Raw genomic sequence first — 17,076 nt, forward strand, 5'->3', positions numbered from 1 at the left:
GCTTCGTGTGCTGATCCAGATGGCCTCTTTCTGTTGATTTGAGCTATGAGAGCGCTGGGATCTTGGTCGACATCGGTTTGGGGGGCCCGGCCGGAAGCGGCGCATGCATACATGGTCTATTGAGAAGATCCAAAGGTGCAATGAGGTCGACGGGTACGCGGGAGAACTAGAAGTCGACCTAATGATAGCCCGACTTTGCCGCCGGATCGATCGACGAAGGGTTCGATGTCAGGTGCAAAAGTGATGGCGCCAGACGTTCAGCATATTCTAAAGAGGGAAGAGAAGTTCAACATGAGCCTAGATTTGAAGATGGTTGACGACACCGCTCGTACATGGGTGTTTGCGTGCAAGGTAGAGGATATTCGGCTTCAAGACGTTCGTCGCTGGGAGTTTGACGGGCATTCATACGCAATATTTCGCTCCCCGAAGGGCGAAATCTTCGTAACAGACGATATTTGCACTCATGAACACGCCCACCTGTCCGATGGTTATGTTGAGGGCCACACGGTGGAGTGCCCCCGTCACTCTGGACGGTTCAGCTATATGACGGGAAAGGCACTTGGCGCTCCGGTATGCATAAACCTGCGCACGTACGAGGTGAGAATCGAGGATGGAGCGGTCACCGTTTTGGTACCTCGACGGGCTTAACCCGCAACGACCTCTAACTCGGCTCCGTCAAGCGTGACAGAGTTGCAGATAGCGCGTGAAGCAATCAGCTGACGCATTTTTCTCAGCTCTCGCCCGATGAGCGCCGTGGGTCCGATGGCGGTCGCGCCGACGAGTCGTTCAAGTGCGTCGCAGTGAAGCAAGATCGCGCTTCCAGACGCTGTCGGTTTTCGCCTTGTCGACGTACCGAGATGAGGTAACCCCATTATTTGAAGGGAGAGGTCGTACTGGTCAGACCAAAAGAATGGGACTGACGGCGCCGTAACTTCTTCGCCCAGCAGTACGGCGGCTAGGATTCTTGCGTGATCCTCCGCGTTTTGCCACGACTCCAAACGTATATGCCGTTGGTAAAGTGGATGCCAGAAGGCGGCAATGTCGCCACAGGCGAATATGTTGGGATCAGAGGTACGCAGCTGCTCGTTAGTTATTACACCAATGTCGATCTCCAAGCCGGCGCCAATCGCAAGGGATATCTCAGGTTCAACACCAACGGCAACGACGGCGACACTGCAGTCAACAGCATCTCCATTGCTGAGAACAGCGCGCTTTAGGCTACCATGGCCATTGGAAACGAACCTCTCGACCATGGCCCCGTACGTCAATTGCACACCAGCGTGGAGGTGCGTCTCGGCAAGGCGATCTGCTACCAGTCGCGGCACCAAGCGAGAAAGCAGTCGGTCGGAAGCTTCGATCACTCGTGGCTGGATGCCGCGCTGTGCGGCGGCCGCCGCGACTTCGAGGCCGATAAATCCGCCACCAACGACGGCCACTCGGTTTGATGCCAGGAAGTACTTAGAAACGGTTTGAGCATCGGCGTAACTTCGAAGGCTAAAGACGCCGCGGAGCTGACTTCCTTGCACCGGAAACCCGCGAACTCGAGAGCCGGTAGCGAGAACCAATCGATCGTATCTAATCACTTTACCGTCGCTAAGTCGGATGTTTTTCCGGACGCGATCAACATCTTCAACGGCGACGCCGAGATGGGTCTCTACACGCTCCCAAACTGGGTCGTTAGGCTTCCACAACACGCAGTCATCGAGCCCGCTGGTGCCCAGGAGAACTCCTTTAGATAGCGGAGGTCGTTCGTAGGGATAGATAGGCTCGGCCCCGACGAGGGTCACGTGGACGCGATCGGGGCCGCGAGACAAGAGTTGCGCCAATCTGCCGCCGGCGTGCCCCCCTCCAACGATGACTATTCTGCATCGCTCAGTCATCAGTTATAATCCTGTGCATCCATGACATCTTGGTGCGAAGTGCGGTGTTGACCTGCGATGGGCTATCGTCAACAAACATACCGCAAAACGAAAGCCGAAGCGAATGAAACCTGGGCTGAACGAGGTAGCCAAGCTCGCTGGCGTCGGAATTGCAACGGTCGATCGCGTCCTCAATGAACGAGCTAATGTATCCCCGAAGACGGCGCTGAAAGTCATCGAAGCTGCTCGTCAGCTGGGGATCAGTCGGACTCTTCCATCGCCCCATCGTCGGCTCTTTCGAGTCAAGGTAATAATGCCTTCGCAAAGGACGCCCCTTCTGTTGCGGCTTGCCCGAGCGTTTGAAAGCCAAATCGCGCAAACTACAAAATCCCTTGTGATCGAACGCGTCCTATTCGAGGAGCGGCATGCGGAAGCGGTCCCGGGTCTGATTCGCGCGGCCAAGGCAGACGCGGTGATAGTGTACGGACCCGAGACAGATCAAATGATAGATGCGATTGCCTCGGTGACCTCATCGGGGACCCCTGTCATTACTCTCGGATCAGACCTGCCGACGACACCACGGTTGGCCTACGTCGGGATTGACCACTACGGAGCCGGACGAGCTGCGGCATTCTTCATGTCCCGGATGGTCAATCGGGGAATCTACTTAGCGGTCTGCTCCGATCTGAAATACCGAGCGGAGGCCTCTAGGATTAGTGGATTTCGAGACGGTGTGAAGGCAGAACTTTCTTCTCCGATACACGTCGAGATAATGGAGAGCGATGAGTGCCCTAAAGGAATGTCCGAGGATGCTGTCAGCGGTATCTACGTCGCGGGATCAAAAAATGGGCTTGCCCACACAGTGGCACCGTGGTTGGCCAGAGCACCAATCGTGATCGCGCACGACCTTAGCGACGAGGTCAGACAGATGATGAAGACCGGCGTCGTTGCTCTGGCGATTGATCAGAACCCGGAAGAACAAGCATCGAGGTCGGTAGCTCTTCTCTTAGCCCGCTTCGGCCTAACGGCTCACGCGCCCGAGGCCGGGATAGTATCGTTTACCGTCCACACGAAATACAACATCTAAGACTGTGCAGTATCCAGAGTCCTGCGAGGGCCGCTCTTTTTCATCGCGACCGGCGCGTTCTGCGCGCTAGCGGCAATGCTGCGTTTGGCGCGGCTGACGAGCAGCCTGCCCTCGGCCGAAAGGCGCCCGAACTCGCCGTGGGCCAAGCTTGATGGTATCCGTCCGGTGATGCTTGCGATTACCCACATTTTTTGAGTCAGAGTTTCGCTCCCGTTGCGATATCGATGAATCGCGATAATCCGCGCCATATGATCAGATTCCCTGGTGGCGGATCGTTGGCGCGGGCGAGATAGCCGCCGAGCCTGGCGATCTTGATAAGATAATGCGACAATGTCTTTCGTTGTGTGTCGACTGGATTCTTGTCTTCGAGGAGCCGATCAAGCAATTGGCTTTCAGCCTTGGTCAGCACAAATCCGGTGAGGCATTTGGCGCTGAACGATTAAGCATCGTCATCCAAAAAATGCGCCAGCTCACAATGCAGAATACCGAGATCAGATTCGTCAATCGCTGAGCAGTCCGCAGTTGCGAGTCCTCCTCTGCCCTACAGCCGGATTTGAGTATCTTGTGGAAGACCTCGATCTTCCATCGCAGGGAATACCATTCGAGTTTCTCGATCGCAGCCCTGCGCCGATTGCACTGGAAGATCGGTCAGGAGTTTCCATTCAATCTTCTTTCTGTTCTTTGGCGCTCCTCTTTCATCAGCGTGGATCACTGTCATAGTCAAAGTTGGATACCGCGACTGCTTGCCGATCGGTAGCAAAGTACCGATTTTACGATACCGGATTTCAAGAACAGACTGGTCTGGATTGCCCTTGCTATCCTGGACTTCGATCCGGTGGAGGCCTTTGACCACGACCTCGTCCATTATCGTTGCAACGGTATGATCGCCATCGCCTGCCAGGCGATTGACAAAGGTCCTTACCAAGAAATGCGTTCCAACCTCTTGGGCGGCGCACAACAAGTCATAAATATCGGCCTCACGATCACCGATATGGATGCACTGCGTGGCTTCTCGAAAAGCTCCGTGGATTGTTTGAGGTTCTCCAGCCACCGAATGCTCTCCTTGGTTTCAATGGGGATCCGTGTCAGGTTGACCTCGCGCCTGAGCGCGGCGCCCCCTCTGAACTTCTTTCGGTCCAGAACTTCACGGCGCTGAGCCCCAGTGGAAGCCCCTCGAGGGTCACCGCAAAGCTCGAATGCATCAATATTCCGCATGTCGTGTACGTTTGGGTTTTCCGTCCAATCTTCGGGAGTTGCTTTTGGGGATGCGCTTAATCATCCCGATCAGATCCGGGCGCTCTCTTTGATAGGTGAACTCGGTCGTATCATGCGGGACAAGAACAGGACCTTTCGCAGCCGCGATACGTTCCCGCGTCGATTTAAAGAGACCAGACAGAATGTCGGCCTCGCTTACTCGTTCATTGGAAAAGAAACGATAGGCCGCCTTGGTATTCGCCCAGTCTTGGCAAACCATCGGAATGCTCTGGCCGATGTCTCCACCGATCTGCTTCAGTAGCATGTAAATCTCTCGCCAAGTCCAGCGTCCTGGAATTCGCAAAGCGCTGCTTCACGATCAAACCAGGTCATCGCGTCGGACGCCTCCCGATGCAAGGCTCAGCCTCACAATCTCGCGCACCTGGCGCATGATAACCCTCCTCGTCGGCATCCAATCCTCCCAGCTGCTTCCAGCCGGAGAATTGGCCCAACGATCGGGCCTCACACCATCCGAATCTGCGCGCGATCAAATCCGAATGCTGCGCGGAAAATGCTCGGAATGCTGGGCGCGATCATTTCGGAACCCTGCGCGCCATCAAGTCGGTACGGTGCGCACCATCATCTCGGAATCCGCACGCATTGTCTGGGTGGTCTTGAGCTCTCTACGAACGCAGAGATCCTGCTTTCACCTGACGCTGGCTTCGATTGCATGGCTCGGGAACAGTGATGACGAAACAGTGGATCAACATGCCGTAAGGCCTGTGCAAAAAACGGGCTTCGTGCCCGAACCATTTATTGGGAACGGCGTGCGCAGATCTCATCATGGCCTGGCTGCAACAGCAGTCCACTCACGAGAGGCCGGATACATTTATGCAACTGGAAGTGTCATTTTCGTTGTTACGAACCCTTACACGGACGGGGTGAACCATACATTTTTTGACAAAAGCTCGCGCAGTGCCGCCGCATCGAGCATCTGCTCGGCCAGCAGCTTCTTCAGCTTCGCGTTCTCTTCCTCGAGCGCTTCAGCCGCTTGGCTTCGGAGACTTCCATGCCGCCGAACTTGGCCTTCCAATTGTAGATCGTCGCCTCGGAGACCCGTGTTTGCGAGCCAGGCCTGCTGTCGTCGCTCCAGCCTCATGCTCCTTCAACACTGCGATAACCTGCTCTTCCGTGAACCTTGCCCGTCCATCTTCTGATCTGAGGCCGGCAAACTGGACCATTTTTGGCTAGAGTTTTTCGCACCGGTTCCCTGGCTGGGAGGAGCGAAGGACGATGAAGGCTTCGAAGTTTTCGGACGCCCAGAAGGCGCTCATCCTGAAGCAGGGCAGTGACGGGGTTGCGGTGGCGGAGATCTGCCGCAAGGCCGGGACCAGCTAACTTATTCTGGTAGGGGCAGTTGCCAGTCCGTCCGCTCATTGATGTATTGCTTGTAGGCGGGGTGATCGAACAGGTGCAACACAAAGATCTGGTCATGCCACTGCGTTGGTGCGCCAAACTTCCAAGACAGACCGTTTATCTTTGCGATTTTCCGCGCTGCGTGAGCATCGTTAAATTCCCGGATTGCCAGAAGTTCCCCAACCCATTCGCAGTGTACTTCATCAAGATCACCGACGATATCGTCAAAGTAGCAGAAGGTCCGTGGTAGAAAATGAGATGCAGCAGAGTTGAAAAGGTTTAGTGCCGGCTTAGTACTTGTATAGAGGTCGAGGTCGAAAGACACAAAGCCGATAACAGGTGGCGAATAGCGTTCGATAAACGCCAGAACCGTCTCGCCGACGTTGCCGATTATCAGGGTGGCGCGCTTTAATTGACGCTCCAATTTAGCCCTATCCATTTTGAAAAAACCGGCGCGCCAGAGGTATGGCAGATCTCGGTAATCGTCAGAGGGTGGCAAGCCAGTTTCCAGATCGAAGCCGTAGAGTCGGAAGCGAACTCCCGTTTCAGCCTGAAGACTCTCAGCGACTTGTTCCATCTCCAGCAGTCCCATACCGCCAGCGACGCCAAACTCGATAGCGGCGATTTCGGGAATTTGGAGTGCCTTTGCTTGCCTCGCGGCTTGCCTCATTCCGAAAAGATAATTCGGGCGCATGCGTAGTCCTCGCTTTTAGTGTGGCGGCTTAATCCTGCCACCAAGCATAGGTCCTATTGTACTCAGATCGCCCCATTGGGACACCCCTTAGCGTTGGTAGGTTCGCCTTCTCGAAGACGACCTGCGGGACTTACGGCGCTCCGGATCCGCAAACCACTCCTTCAGCGATTTGCAGTAGGCCTTCCGCGTCTTCAGAGCCACGACGATCAGCAGGACGGGAGCCGTGCCTTTGGTCCAGTATTCGATGTCAGCGTCGGCGCACGCGAATTCGAACGTTTCCTCGGTCTCCACCTGCAGTCGTTCGCGCTCAGTGGCCTTGCCCTGGACCCGCAGGAGCAGGTTGCGTACAGAATCTTTCGCTCTTTCAGCACTGACGGCTTCTTCTAGAATGAAGGAGCTTTGGATGAACGATGGGAATGCCATGGGTCAGGTGATCCAGATAGATGAAGCCCGGATTCGCGATCACCTGGGCGAGATGGTCCGCGGAACGGTAGAAGAGACGCTGAATGCCATGCTGGAGGCCGAAGCGGACCTGCTGTGCGGTGTCGGACGCTATGAGCGGAGCCAGGCCCAGCAGGACACGCGGGCGGGCAGCTACGAACGAACGCTGCAAACCAAGGCGGGCGACGTCAATTTGAAGGCCAGAAGCTACGGCGGCAAACCTTCGAGACGGCGACTATCGAGCGCTACCAGAGGCGGGAGAGCTCGGTTGAGGAGGCGCTGATCGAGATGTATCTGGCCGGGATTTCAGTTCGCCGGGTCGAAGACATCACGGAGGCGCTGTGGGGCACCCGGGTCAGCCCGAGCACAGTGTCGAACCTGAACAAGAAGATCTATGCCAAGATCGAGGCATGGCGGAATCGCAGGATCGAGGACGAGCATCCGTATCTCTATCTCGATGGCATTGTGATGAAGCGCAGCTGGGCCGGTGAAGTTCGCAACGTGTCGCTGCTGATGGCCTCGGCCGTCAATGCCGAGGGATTCCGGGGGATCCTCGGCATCTGTGAAGGTGCCACGGAGGCAAGTCCGGCTGGTCATCGTTTTTGCGGCATCTCGTCGATCGTGGTCTCAAGGGCGTGCAGTTGGTGGTTTCCGATGCCTGCCGAGGTCTTGCCGAAAGCGTTACGGATTACTACGGGGGGTACGCTATCAGCGCCGCATGGTGCATTTTTATCGCAATGTCTTCAGCCTCGTGCCGTCGACCCGGGTCCGCGAGGTGAGCCACATGCTCAAGGCCATTCATACCCAAGAGAGCCGCGCCGCGGTTGGCGCGGGCGACCTCGTGGCGAAGAGCGGCGTGTCGGCTGGAAGCGCGGCCAGGCAGCCTATTCAAGCCTTATCGGGTTGAGGCGTCCGCGCGCCGCGCCCTCGGCGGACATACTTTCCAGTACGTTACAAATCGTACGTAACTCTTCTCGGCGAGTTCGGCGACCTGACGTTCCTGGTCGCGCAGAGACTTGACGTTATAGGCGTAAGTGGTCCCCCCGGCGATTGCCTTTCTTCTGCGGCCGCCCCGCCTGAGCCTCCATCCATGGCGCGCATCTTGCTCGCCACCGGAGCCGGCCGCGCCCAAAGATAGTCTTCCTGCTTGGTCAGCAGATGCCTGCATAGGACAGTGAGCTTACGGGCAAGCGCGACCGCCGCGATCTGATGCCCCCGCTTCGCCCTGATGCGAACGAACAAGGCCTCTTTGCAGCACCCCATTCCGCCTCGACCAGCATCGCCCGCGCGTGGCTGCGACCAACCTTGCTGATGCGCCCATGATGGGCAGCGCCGAGGCCCGACTGGCGTACCCGTGGATTCAGGCCGAAGTAGCTCACCAGCTTCTGTGGGCTCTTGACTCGCGTGACGTCGCCGACCGCCGCGATGATGCCGACGGCCACCGTTAGGTTGACGCTCGTGATCGTCATCAGCCTTCGCACGGGACTGTCGCCCATGACACTCAGTGCGATCTCGCGGTCCAACTCCGCCTGGTCTTCGGCGAGCCGATCGAGTTCACGGATATTCCGCTCAAGTGCCGGCTGCTCATCTGCCGGCACGACCTGCCGTGCAAGCCACACTCGGCCGCGCTGGTTGAGCAGGTCAGAGTGAAGGCACTTCGGAACAAGATGCGACGCAAGGATCGCATGCACCTCATTCTTTACGCGTGTTCGACGACGTACAATCTGGTAACGCCGCGCCACCAGCCGGCGCAATCGCTCGGTAACCGCGTCCGGCGTCCACACTTCGGGCAAGTAGCCCGCGACGTAAAGGTTCGCGAGAGTGCCTGCATCAACCTTGTCGGTCTTCACATGCGCATGGGCGATCGCCTTCACCTGCAGCGGGTTGGCGATCACCTCCCGGGCGACGAAAGGCGACAGTACGCGCGACGCTGCCATGCTATTGCCAGTCGCTTCCAGAACGACCTCGTCCGTCGGCTTAGGCGTCCTCCCGAAGCCTTCAAGTGCCACGCGGGTCATGTCGACCCGGCCTGCGTGCCGCAGCACGCCTCCTTCCCAAATCGCCACCTCCCAGAAGGTGCGGTGGATATCCATTCCGATTACGCGTCGCATGTCCGTCTTTCCTCCCCGCCACGTTGATAACGAGAGCGGCGGGCGACACGACAACTACGGATTCGCGCTCTCGGCGCAACCGGGCGAGTCGTAAGAGGCGGCCACCTAACAAAACGAGCTCGCAGCTCATCGTACGAACCGGCCGCCCGCACCTTCGTGCTCCCGGAGCCTCTATCCCGGATACTCGCAGCATATGCCACCAGTTCGAAAAGCCAGTAGCGGAAACAGTGACCGCGCCATCCTCATACCGGTTAACAATCCGCTCGAGCGCATCATGAAGGAGATCCGGCGACGAACCCGTGTCATCGGCGCCTTTCCTGACGGTCAATCCTGTCTCAACTTGGCAGTGGCACGGCTGCGGCACATTGCCGGAACGCGTGGTCGACCAAATGCTACATGAATATGCGACCGCTCTATCAGCAGCAACTCTCTGAGACCGGAGTCGTCGCCTGATCAATGTGCGAAAGATACTGGACACTACCAGTTGCGACCTCGCCCGTTTCGGCGTCACGCAACTCGATGAAGCCGTCGATCTCCGCTTCGACGCCGCCGGTCGGATAGAACATGAACTCCAAGAGAACGATTCCCTCGATGAGGGACATTCCCTGCTGTCCGATGACATCGCTTTTCACGACCTTCTTCATGGCCGTATGTTGGGCGCGGGATCCGACTCCTGTCCATTGCTCGACGCCGGTCGTGCACTCCTTCGTCGGTTATCGGCGATCGACAATCCGCTTCGACCGCGGGCGCGCTCCGATGGTATGATGCCATCGGAAAGAGTCGGGAAATCGCTGGTGATGTACGTCTACTGCAATGGAACCGCCCGTATCAGACATCGACGTTTTGGCGAGATACACGAAATCGATTCGGACCTGCTGGACTGGAACGCCGTTTGCAGCGACGAGCGACAGATGGGACCGGAGCTCCACCATGAAGCCGTTATTAAGCATCCGGAATTGGGAAGACTTTCCCTAGGGTCTGGGAGTATCCGGAGGGCGTCGAGAACCATCAGGAAACCAACACCGGCTCCCACCACGTGGTCGAAGATTTCGACTACGGACTCGAGCACGACCGTCCCGAGTACGACGACGAGTGGCTGGAGCTCCCTCCGCCCGACAATCCGTTCGCACAATTCCAAACGTCGTACCGGGAAAGCACCGATCTTCTCGCGCGAAGCGGCTCAGATGCCGGCAATCGCCTGGTCAACAAAAGCGGCGGCCTTGCCGCACTTAGGTCGCCTCGTGGAATGAAGCTGCCAATCAGATGTACTCGCGCCGGTCGCCAATACGGTGAAACGCGGACGTGGCGCGGATGCATCATGTCTCGACACGATGCAACTCATGCCAAAGGCCGGCACTGTGACAGGATGTCGGCCTCGCTTACTCGTTCATTGGAGAAAGAAACGATAGGCCGCCTTGGTATTAGCCCAGTCTTGGCACACCATCGGAATGCTCTGTCCGATGTCTCCGCCGATCTGCTTCAGCAGCATGCGAATTCTCTCGCCAAGCCGAGTGTCATGGAATTCGCAAAGCGCTGCTTCACGGTCAAACCAGGTCACCGCGTCAGACGTCAACCGATCCGCCTTCTCATCCCGCGCGCGTGAAGTCAGTCCATAGAGCACCTCTTCTCGAATCAGGTACCCGTCAAAGAATCACAAGCGTTTCTGGCGACTCAAGTTTTTCGGCACAGTACACCTCAAAAAATGTGGGTAATCGTAGGGTTGCCCGGATGCGTACACTGCATCGATGAAAATGCGCAGACCGATAGAGGGCCGCGGCCCCGCCAGCTACACCTCTCCATAACGACGATCTGCACTCGCTCCGCGGTTAGAGCCCGCTCTCGATTGCTATGAATAGGCCGAGGAGCTCATGGGCGAGACAGATGAGGTAGTGTGAGTTCGCCTTTGCCCGCAACAACTGAGACATTTAATTTGTGTGCGGCGGCAGCCAAGACCGGCACCGGAACTGCGCTCTCGCCTGCCAGGCGCACAGCGCACTCAATATCCTTTGCGGAATTCGCGATTGAGATTGCCAGAACATCGGGTTTCTCGCCTAACAAAAAGGACACGAAGGCTTGAAATATTCCGCTATTGGTGGAGCCCCGACTAACCAGAGAGCGGAGTGTTACGAGATCGACGTCAAGGCCGCACGCAAACTGGCAAACCTCCGCGGCTACCGCCGCTATCCCCATAGTCATGCTGTTGTAAACAAGCTTGAGCTTGTGACCTTGTCCGACATCTCCGACATGAAGAACGGTCTCACAAAACGCACCAAGAATGCCCTCAGCGACAGGAAAAAGCTTTTCATTCGATCCAACGATCGCGTTGAGAAGGCCTAGCTCTGCTTGTTCGGGGCTCCGCGTTACTGGAGCGTCCATAAAGCTTAGGCCGCATTTTTGCGCCTGCTCAGCCAGTGCGACCGTTGAAGCAGGATAAGACGTCGAGCAGTCAATTATCAACCCTCCTCGGGGCATATGGACGAACAGCCCATCTTGCCCAAGGCATACTGCCTCAACCTCGCGGCTGGAAGGCAAGGATAACACGACGGCGTTTACATGCCGCGCCAACTCGGCGATCGAAGGATGTTCATGGGCACCTGCACCAGTCAAGCGATCCGCACCGAAGCGAGTTTTGTTCGCTTTGATATGCAGCTCGATTTGGTGACGCAATAGGCTGATACCGATACCGGTTCCCATGCGTCCAGCTCCGATAAGGCCTATTCTCTGCTTCGCCGTTTTAGGAGCGACGTTGGGTGATGATTCCTCGCCAATCATGATTTATGCATTCCGAAAAAACCCGTGCCTTTGTAAGATTGGTAACAGCTCATGATGGTTGTTAATCGTGTAGTCAGGACGCGCCGCGCGCAAGCGCGACTCCGAAACAAATCCACCGGTAATGGATATGCTTACGAGTCCGAGATTGCGCGCGATATCCGTTTCGACCGGCATATCGCCGATGATGAAGGTTGACGCCGGCTTCAGGTTGTTTTTCTGCATGTATAGACGAAGCCGCTCTCCCTTGCTCATCGATTTATATTGGGTAGTGCGGTTTTCAAAGGCGAGCACATCGTTGATGTAGTCGTCGATCCCAAGTCTTCTCAATTGGGAGCGCAGAGGATCGACTATATGGTTGCTCACGATGATGGACGAAGCTGCTTCTTGGTGCGCTAACTCCAACACCCTGCGCGCGCCCTCGCGCAGATCGGCTTTACCCGCAAGAGGTTCGTACGTGTCGTGAAAGATTGCACTGCCATCGCGATCCACCGTCGCAACCTCGTCTTGCGACATTCCGAGACTGCGATAAAGAAGAGATAGCGGAACATCGCAATGTTCCCGGAAGGTGCTCATGTCGATTGTTGCATGACCAAAGCGATCTAGTATGGCATTTGTCGTTTGGAGCAGTGCGTACGTATCATCGAGCAGCGTTCCATTCCAATCAAAGACGAGAACCGGTTTCATGATTTGACCTCAAGCAAGGATCGATTCCGAATAGGGAAGATCGGCCGCTAATTCGCGCAAGTTCCTATTCGCGCGCTTCTGCCCCGCAGGGGTTGGCATCTCGAATGTAAACGGTGACAAATCGACGCCGTCTTGCCTGCAGGGCAACAACGATACTAGAAGTGGAAACGGCAGATACGTTATCGTGGCCGCGTTGATGGATGCCGCGATATTGCTTTCGATGATTTTGAGATCTTGCGGCTCCATCTTGTGAAAGCGAAGGATTTGCGTGCGCTGTTCAGGCGGCAATTGTTTCCATATCTGCCAGAATGCCAACTCATCTAGTGTGTCGATACCCATGCCGTAGTAGTTAGGAGCCACTATGGGCGGCGAACCGATCGCCCAATGTACGGCTTTGGCCCCAGCGGCAAGCAGCATATTCGTGACAGCCTGACTGGTATCGCCACGAATGAGGGCCTCGTCGACAATTATTATCGCGGCTTCAGCAAGGCTCGTTTCCGATACGCGGTACTTTTGAGCAATGAGACATTTTCGCTCGCTGGGTGTACCGATTAGAGTTCGCTGAAAAAATTGCGTTGAGACTACTTCCCGACGCTGGGCGAACACGCCGTATTCGACGAGAGATGCAAACAGACCATCAGCGTACGGCCCGCCAGTATGCGGCATGGAGGAAACGATTGTGAGTGTGGAGCCTAGTTCTCCTTGCAGTCGCTGCGCAACAAGGCCACCAAGGGCGGCTCCGATGTTGTAACGGGTTTCGAAATGTGATTGGCCTTCGACCGATGTGTTCGGATTTCCTAAGTAAAGAGCTTCGTAGGCGCAGAGTTTGGCTTTGTATTGCCCGTTGCTCACGGAACGATCAACGCAGTACCCCATTTTCCCGTCTACATACCTGATGTGCCCTGGTAAGATTTGCTGTGTCTTACCCTCCAGATCGGCAAAGGCACAATTTTCCGAAGCAACCAGCAAGAACCCGTCATCTGTTTGCATAGTTTCCAATGGACGCAAACCACATCGATTACGGTATGCAACCAGATTTCCTTCTCCGTCCAGGAGAATCGCGCTAATAGCGCCATCAATTCGGTCATCAATGTCGCGAAAGATGTTTTCGTAATTGACGGGCAGACCGTGCCGCCAATAGTCTCTTTCACAAGAGCCTTCAATCCACTTGAGCAAGAGCTCAGCATCTGTGTTGCTGCCCAACCTATAGCCCTGGGCAAGCAATTCTCCCCTGAGTTCACGGCCATTGACCAAGGCTCCATCTAGAGAAATTGCCAAACTGCGGCTGGTGCCCGCATTGTTGTGAATTGGCTGAAGGTCCCCGCCATCGCTGATTCCGCGGCATCGGCTACGGATATGGGCGATTGCAACATGGGGCCTAAAATTCGGATCCTGTTCATCGTGCTCAATGCGCACTGAGTCGCATGAGGACTGAAGCGCTCTCGCATATCGAACACCTTCCTTGTGCATGAAAGCTGCAATGCCGACCCCCGCCTGACCGCGAAATGCAAGTTTCGGAACCATGTGCTTGAGCCGATCATAAACCGTCGCCCGTGACTTGCTTGAAGAGCATAGAAACGCAGCAGCAACACCGGACATGCTATTAGCTCCTCGTGCTAAAGAACCGATCTCCTAGGTCCATCGCAGGCGAAGGTATTTAATCGCCAGGGGGCGTAGACGTGGTTCCGCCTCTCTTTAAGCAAGCGCCATACCAGCCCTTAGATCACTCGGCTCGCGCCCCCAGAGCCGACGGAATTCGAAAAGAGTTGGCCATTTGGTTTGCCAGCGATGATTTCGCGTCGTCCGACTCCCGACACGTTGTCTGAAGCGCGACGCGTTGGTACGAAAAGAGCCAAGCTCTGACTGTTGGTTCTCGGTGTCCTATGGTCCCACGGACCCGCTCGAGCTTGCCTGCGACGCAGTCCCCTCACATGCGCGAGCATGACGATTTCGAGCCGCACCAGGCCTTCTGATCCGGCGACCGAGTCGTAATCGAGCACCTGCTTCAGGCCTACCGCCTTTTCAAACACCGCAGGATCGGAATCAGAGGCTCCAGACAGATGGCGAGCAGGTCTTGGACGCGGTCGCCGACATCTTCAGTTTCCGACTGGGATGCGAGTGAAGAGCCGCATTGAAGCCGACGCTGACGATCTCCTCTCGATGATCAACGTCCTTCGCCGCGCCGAACGGTTGTGCGCGAGCGCGACGACAACGAGCAGGCTTAGAAGCGCTCGCAACGGGGCAACACGGTAGCGACGTTAAGATCGCTCAATTTCGAGCGCTTCATGACCGAAGGCAGGGCGCCAACACTTAACCCTTTCGGTGAAACCATCGTGCGTGTCGGTTCAACGACATGATCTGAGGCCGGCAAGCTGGACCACTTTGGCTAGAGTTTTCGCTGCCGAATCCCCTCGGCTGGGAGGAGCGAAGGACGATGAAGGCCTCGAAGTTCTCGGACGCCCGGAAGGCGTTCATCCTGAAGCAGGGCAACGATGGCGTCCCGGCTGCGAAGATCTTCCGCAAGGTCGGGATCAGCCAAGCGACCTACTTCAACTGGAAGAAGAAGTGTGACGGACTGCTGCCGACGGAGATGCCGCGCTTGAAGCAGCTCGAGGCCCAGAACGGCAAGCTGAAGAAACTGGTCGCGGGCCTGTCGCTCGACAAGGAGATGCCGCAGGACGTGATCCGCCGAAGGCTATGAGGCCTTGCCGGAAGCGCAAGCTGGTTGACGAAGTCCGCAACGAATGGCAGGTCTCGATCCGCAGGGCCTGTGCGGCGTTTTAGTTTGACAGGTCGACCCACCACTACAAGTCCCGTCGCTCCGGCCAAGCTGCCCTCGAGCAGAAGATCAAGGAGACCTGTCATGCCCGCATTCGCTACGGTTATCGCCGCGTTCACGTGCTGCTGCGTCGTGAAGGATGGGCGCCGTGCCAGAACAAGACCCGGCGCGTCTATCGCGAGTTGGGCCTGCAATTGCGCAACAAAAAGGCCCAAGCGCCGCGTCAAAGTCAAGCTGCGCGATGATCGCAAGCCGGCGACGCGATCCACGAGACCTGGGCGATGGACTTCGTCCATGACCAGTTGGCAACAGGACACAAGCTTAGCGTGCTGACAATCGTCGATATCTTCTCACGGTTCTCACCGGCGCTGGCGCCACGGTTCACCTTCCGCGGCGCCGACGTCGTGGCGGTGCTGGAAAGGGCCTGCAAAGAAGCGGGCTTCCCGGCCACGATCCGCGTCGATCAAGGCAGCGAGTTCGTGTCGCGCGATCTTGACCTGTGGGCCTACCAGCGCGGCGTCATGCTGGACTTCTCGCAGCCCGGCAAGCCGACCGACACGGATGTTGTAGACAAGCCCTATGTTGCAGAAGCCTTGCTGTGTCGGGATCGCGGCTTTGGCCGCCAATCTCGTATACTCCTTCTCGGCGCATTCCACGCCTGCTCGTTCCTCAGCCCTCTTCGCGGGGATGTTGTATCATAGGCCGATCCACGCTTGGCATGGCTGGTGGGTAGTCCAGCGCGCAGTTCGATGCTCCGGAACTTGTGCGCCAGCAGGGCCGGCCTCGTCCAGATTTAGTCAGTGCTCTTGGTCAGCATATGCCAGATGATCATCGCCAGCTTCCGCGCCGTCGCGACTGCCGCGATGTGCTTGCCGCGTCGTGCAGCGACACGTTGAAGGAATGCACGCAGCGGTCCCGCCGAACGGGCTACAGCCCATGCTGCTTCGACGAGCATTCCGCGAGCTTGGCCGCAGCCCTGCTTGGTGATCCTGCCATGGTAGGGGCCCTCGCCAGACTGCCTGACGCTCGGGTTCAGCCCCAGGTAGCTCACCAGCCTGGTCGGATCGGCAAAGCGCCGAATGTCGCCGACGGCACCTATCGAACCGCGGCGCTCGCAATGCGCGCGGCATCCAACACTTGGCGGCCGATTTCGGTCACTGATGAGCTCATCTGCTCAGTGGCGCAGGCAACCGACTCTAGGTTAGCCGAAGCCTTCTCGGAAGCGACAAAGACTACGGTATTGCCGGCCAACTCGGCACTGGCGATCGCAACCGGCGTACGAAGACCCACCATCTCATTGACGGTGGTTGAGACTCCGCTAACTGCGAAAACCGCATATCCGAATGAGAGCGCTATGATCGCACATTCCGCTGCAAAACCCGCAATCAGCTGACCACGAACGCGAAGCATCAACTTGGCAAACATCCAGAACACTCCACGGTCTTCAATTGCCCGCGGGCACCGTAAGAGAAGAAATTTAGAATCTCGTTAGCCAAAAACTCGTCCATGCCAGGTCAATTCCACACAAAATCTGTCACGTCTCAACGCCACGAAATTTGTCTCGATCGAGAGGGGCAAAATTTGCGACAATTTTGCGCTTGCAGACCATGTAGATTCTGCGAGGAGGCTCGCTCCGTGAGACCTTGGACAACCCGCCTCTTCCGAGTCGTGTGATCTGAAGTACGCTGCGGTCGTCTCTCTCCGGCGTTCTCCGGAACGCGACCATGGATGAAAGCGCTCTGCTGGCGATGATCCAGCTCGGCCCAGAACCCGTCAGTCGCCACGAGCACTGGCGTGTCGTCCAGCGCAATTGAACAGAAAGCTGGCTCGACGAATTCTCGCGAGCGGAAGCTTCGCGTGAGGCGATGACGACCGCTATCGTTCGCAAGGTCGCCGATCGTCATCTGCGACACCGAGTTGGCAAGCGTGTGCGGCTGGGTTAGCCAGGACATCGGACCCGCCGGCGCCTGACGGCCAACCAGGCAATCGCCTGCGTGCAGAACGAGAGCTGTTTGAGCAGCGCCGACATGCATCAGAAG

14 protein-coding genes and 8 pseudogenes are annotated in these 17,076 nt (G+C 56.9%); 7 read left to right on the forward strand and 15 right to left on the reverse strand.

The window, feature by feature from the left end; genetic code table 11:
* The first annotated feature begins 309 nt into the window (after nt 1-309).
* Nucleotides 310-648, forward strand: a complete 339-nt coding sequence (locus tag X268_RS36485) for a MocE family 2Fe-2S type ferredoxin (protein WP_128930174.1) — start codon at nt 310-312, stop codon at nt 646-648.
* Here X268_RS36485 and X268_RS36490 read toward each other — a convergent pair.
* Entirely contained in the window at nt 645-1,880 is a 1,236-nt protein-coding gene (locus X268_RS36490) for an NAD(P)/FAD-dependent oxidoreductase (protein ID WP_232995607.1), read from the reverse strand. The two genes, X268_RS36485 and X268_RS36490, sit on opposite strands and share 4 nt — an antisense overlap.
* 103 nt (nt 1,881-1,983) lie before the next feature.
* Here X268_RS36490 and X268_RS40950 point away from each other — a divergent pair.
* Together X268_RS40950 and X268_RS36495 are read left to right on the forward strand one after the other, a co-directional pair.
* Nucleotides 1,984-2,061, forward strand: a pseudogene (locus X268_RS40950) (LacI family DNA-binding transcriptional regulator); the annotation flags it as partial.
* Nucleotides 2,062-2,253: 192 nt separating this feature from the next.
* A complete protein-coding gene (locus tag X268_RS36495) occupies nt 2,254-2,946 on the forward strand; it encodes a substrate-binding domain-containing protein (RefSeq protein WP_232995608.1) in 693 nt (230 codons plus the stop codon).
* A gap of 196 nt (nt 2,947-3,142) precedes the next feature.
* Here the strand turns inward: X268_RS36495 and X268_RS40265 are convergent, their stop codons facing one another.
* The 4 genes and pseudogenes from X268_RS40265 to X268_RS36505 form a co-directional block, all read right to left on the reverse strand.
* Nucleotides 3,143-3,355, reverse strand: coding sequence for a hypothetical protein (locus X268_RS40265; protein WP_245478034.1), 213 nt, complete (start codon nt 3,353-3,355; stop codon nt 3,143-3,145).
* 132 nt (nt 3,356-3,487) lie between these two features.
* Nucleotides 3,488-3,997: a hypothetical protein gene (locus tag X268_RS40270; protein ID WP_232995610.1), complete on the reverse strand. Its 510-nt coding sequence runs from the start codon at nt 3,995-3,997 to the stop codon at nt 3,488-3,490.
* Nucleotides 3,998-4,147: 150 nt separating this feature from the next.
* Nucleotides 4,148-4,465: an IS4/Tn5 family transposase DNA-binding protein gene (locus X268_RS40275; protein ID WP_232995611.1), complete on the reverse strand. Its 318-nt coding sequence runs from the start codon at nt 4,463-4,465 to the stop codon at nt 4,148-4,150.
* Nucleotides 4,466-5,089: 624 nt separating this feature from the next.
* Nucleotides 5,090-5,381 (reverse strand): annotated as a pseudogene (locus X268_RS36505) (transposase); the annotation flags it as partial.
* A gap of 52 nt (nt 5,382-5,433) precedes the next feature.
* Here X268_RS36505 and X268_RS40770 point away from each other — a divergent pair.
* A pseudogene (locus tag X268_RS40770) lies at nt 5,434-5,535 on the forward strand (transposase); the annotation flags it as partial.
* Between the two features lie 4 nt (nt 5,536-5,539).
* On the opposite strand, the gene X268_RS36515 reads toward X268_RS40770, so the two are convergent.
* Nucleotides 5,540-6,250: a hypothetical protein gene (locus tag X268_RS36515; protein ID WP_128929777.1), complete on the reverse strand. Its 711-nt coding sequence runs from the start codon at nt 6,248-6,250 to the stop codon at nt 5,540-5,542.
* A gap of 87 nt (nt 6,251-6,337) precedes the next feature.
* Complete coding sequence (locus X268_RS36520) at nt 6,338-6,673, reverse strand: DUF4365 domain-containing protein (protein WP_128929778.1); 336 nt, start codon at nt 6,671-6,673, stop codon at nt 6,338-6,340.
* On the opposite strand from X268_RS36520, the pseudogene X268_RS36525 reads away from it, so the two are divergent.
* A pseudogene (locus tag X268_RS36525) lies at nt 6,672-7,514 on the forward strand (IS256 family transposase); the annotation flags it as partial. The gene X268_RS36520 and the pseudogene X268_RS36525 overlap by 2 nt on opposite strands.
* Before the next feature lie 61 nt (nt 7,515-7,575).
* Here X268_RS36525 and X268_RS36530 read toward each other — a convergent pair.
* Nucleotides 7,576-8,802 (reverse strand): annotated as a pseudogene (locus tag X268_RS36530) (IS110 family RNA-guided transposase).
* A gap of 244 nt (nt 8,803-9,046) precedes the next feature.
* On the opposite strand from X268_RS36530, the pseudogene X268_RS36535 reads away from it, so the two are divergent.
* Nucleotides 9,047-9,255, forward strand: a pseudogene (locus X268_RS36535) (transposase); the annotation flags it as partial.
* Here the strand turns inward: X268_RS36535 and X268_RS36540 are convergent.
* From X268_RS36540 to X268_RS36560, 5 genes are all read right to left on the reverse strand, one after another.
* Nucleotides 9,219-9,446: a hypothetical protein gene (locus X268_RS36540; protein ID WP_188637434.1), complete on the reverse strand. Its 228-nt coding sequence runs from the start codon at nt 9,444-9,446 to the stop codon at nt 9,219-9,221. The pseudogene X268_RS36535 and the gene X268_RS36540 sit on opposite strands and share 37 nt — an antisense overlap.
* Before the next feature lie 743 nt (nt 9,447-10,189).
* Complete coding sequence (locus tag X268_RS40285) at nt 10,190-10,423, reverse strand: IS4/Tn5 family transposase DNA-binding protein (RefSeq protein WP_246767936.1); 234 nt, start codon at nt 10,421-10,423, stop codon at nt 10,190-10,192.
* Nucleotides 10,424-10,668: 245 nt separating this feature from the next.
* Nucleotides 10,669-11,496 (reverse strand): NAD(P)-dependent oxidoreductase, encoded by an 828-nt coding sequence (locus X268_RS36550; RefSeq protein WP_206733206.1) that lies wholly within the window; start codon nt 11,494-11,496, stop codon nt 10,669-10,671.
* Between the two features lie 81 nt (nt 11,497-11,577).
* Nucleotides 11,578-12,258, reverse strand: a complete 681-nt coding sequence (locus tag X268_RS36555) for an HAD family hydrolase (RefSeq protein WP_128929780.1) — start codon at nt 12,256-12,258, stop codon at nt 11,578-11,580.
* 9 nt (nt 12,259-12,267) lie between these two features.
* Nucleotides 12,268-13,857: an amidophosphoribosyltransferase gene (locus tag X268_RS36560; RefSeq protein ID WP_232995614.1), complete on the reverse strand. Its 1,590-nt coding sequence runs from the start codon at nt 13,855-13,857 to the stop codon at nt 12,268-12,270.
* A gap of 835 nt (nt 13,858-14,692) precedes the next feature.
* Between X268_RS36560 and X268_RS36565 the strand changes: the two are divergent.
* Nucleotides 14,693-15,609 (forward strand): annotated as a pseudogene (locus X268_RS36565) (IS3 family transposase); the annotation flags it as partial.
* A gap of 51 nt (nt 15,610-15,660) precedes the next feature.
* Here X268_RS36565 and X268_RS36570 read toward each other — a convergent pair.
* Together X268_RS36570 and X268_RS36575 are read right to left on the reverse strand one after the other, a co-directional pair.
* A pseudogene (locus X268_RS36570) lies at nt 15,661-16,142 on the reverse strand (transposase); the annotation flags it as partial.
* Nucleotides 16,133-16,462, reverse strand: coding sequence for a hypothetical protein (locus X268_RS36575; protein ID WP_128929781.1), 330 nt, complete (start codon nt 16,460-16,462; stop codon nt 16,133-16,135). The pseudogene X268_RS36570 and the gene X268_RS36575, both read right to left, overlap by 10 nt.
* Between the last annotated feature and the right edge of the window lie 614 nt (nt 16,463-17,076).

The organism is Bradyrhizobium guangxiense, assembly GCF_004114915.1.
Lineage (GTDB): Bacteria > Pseudomonadota > Alphaproteobacteria > Rhizobiales > Xanthobacteraceae > Bradyrhizobium > Bradyrhizobium guangxiense.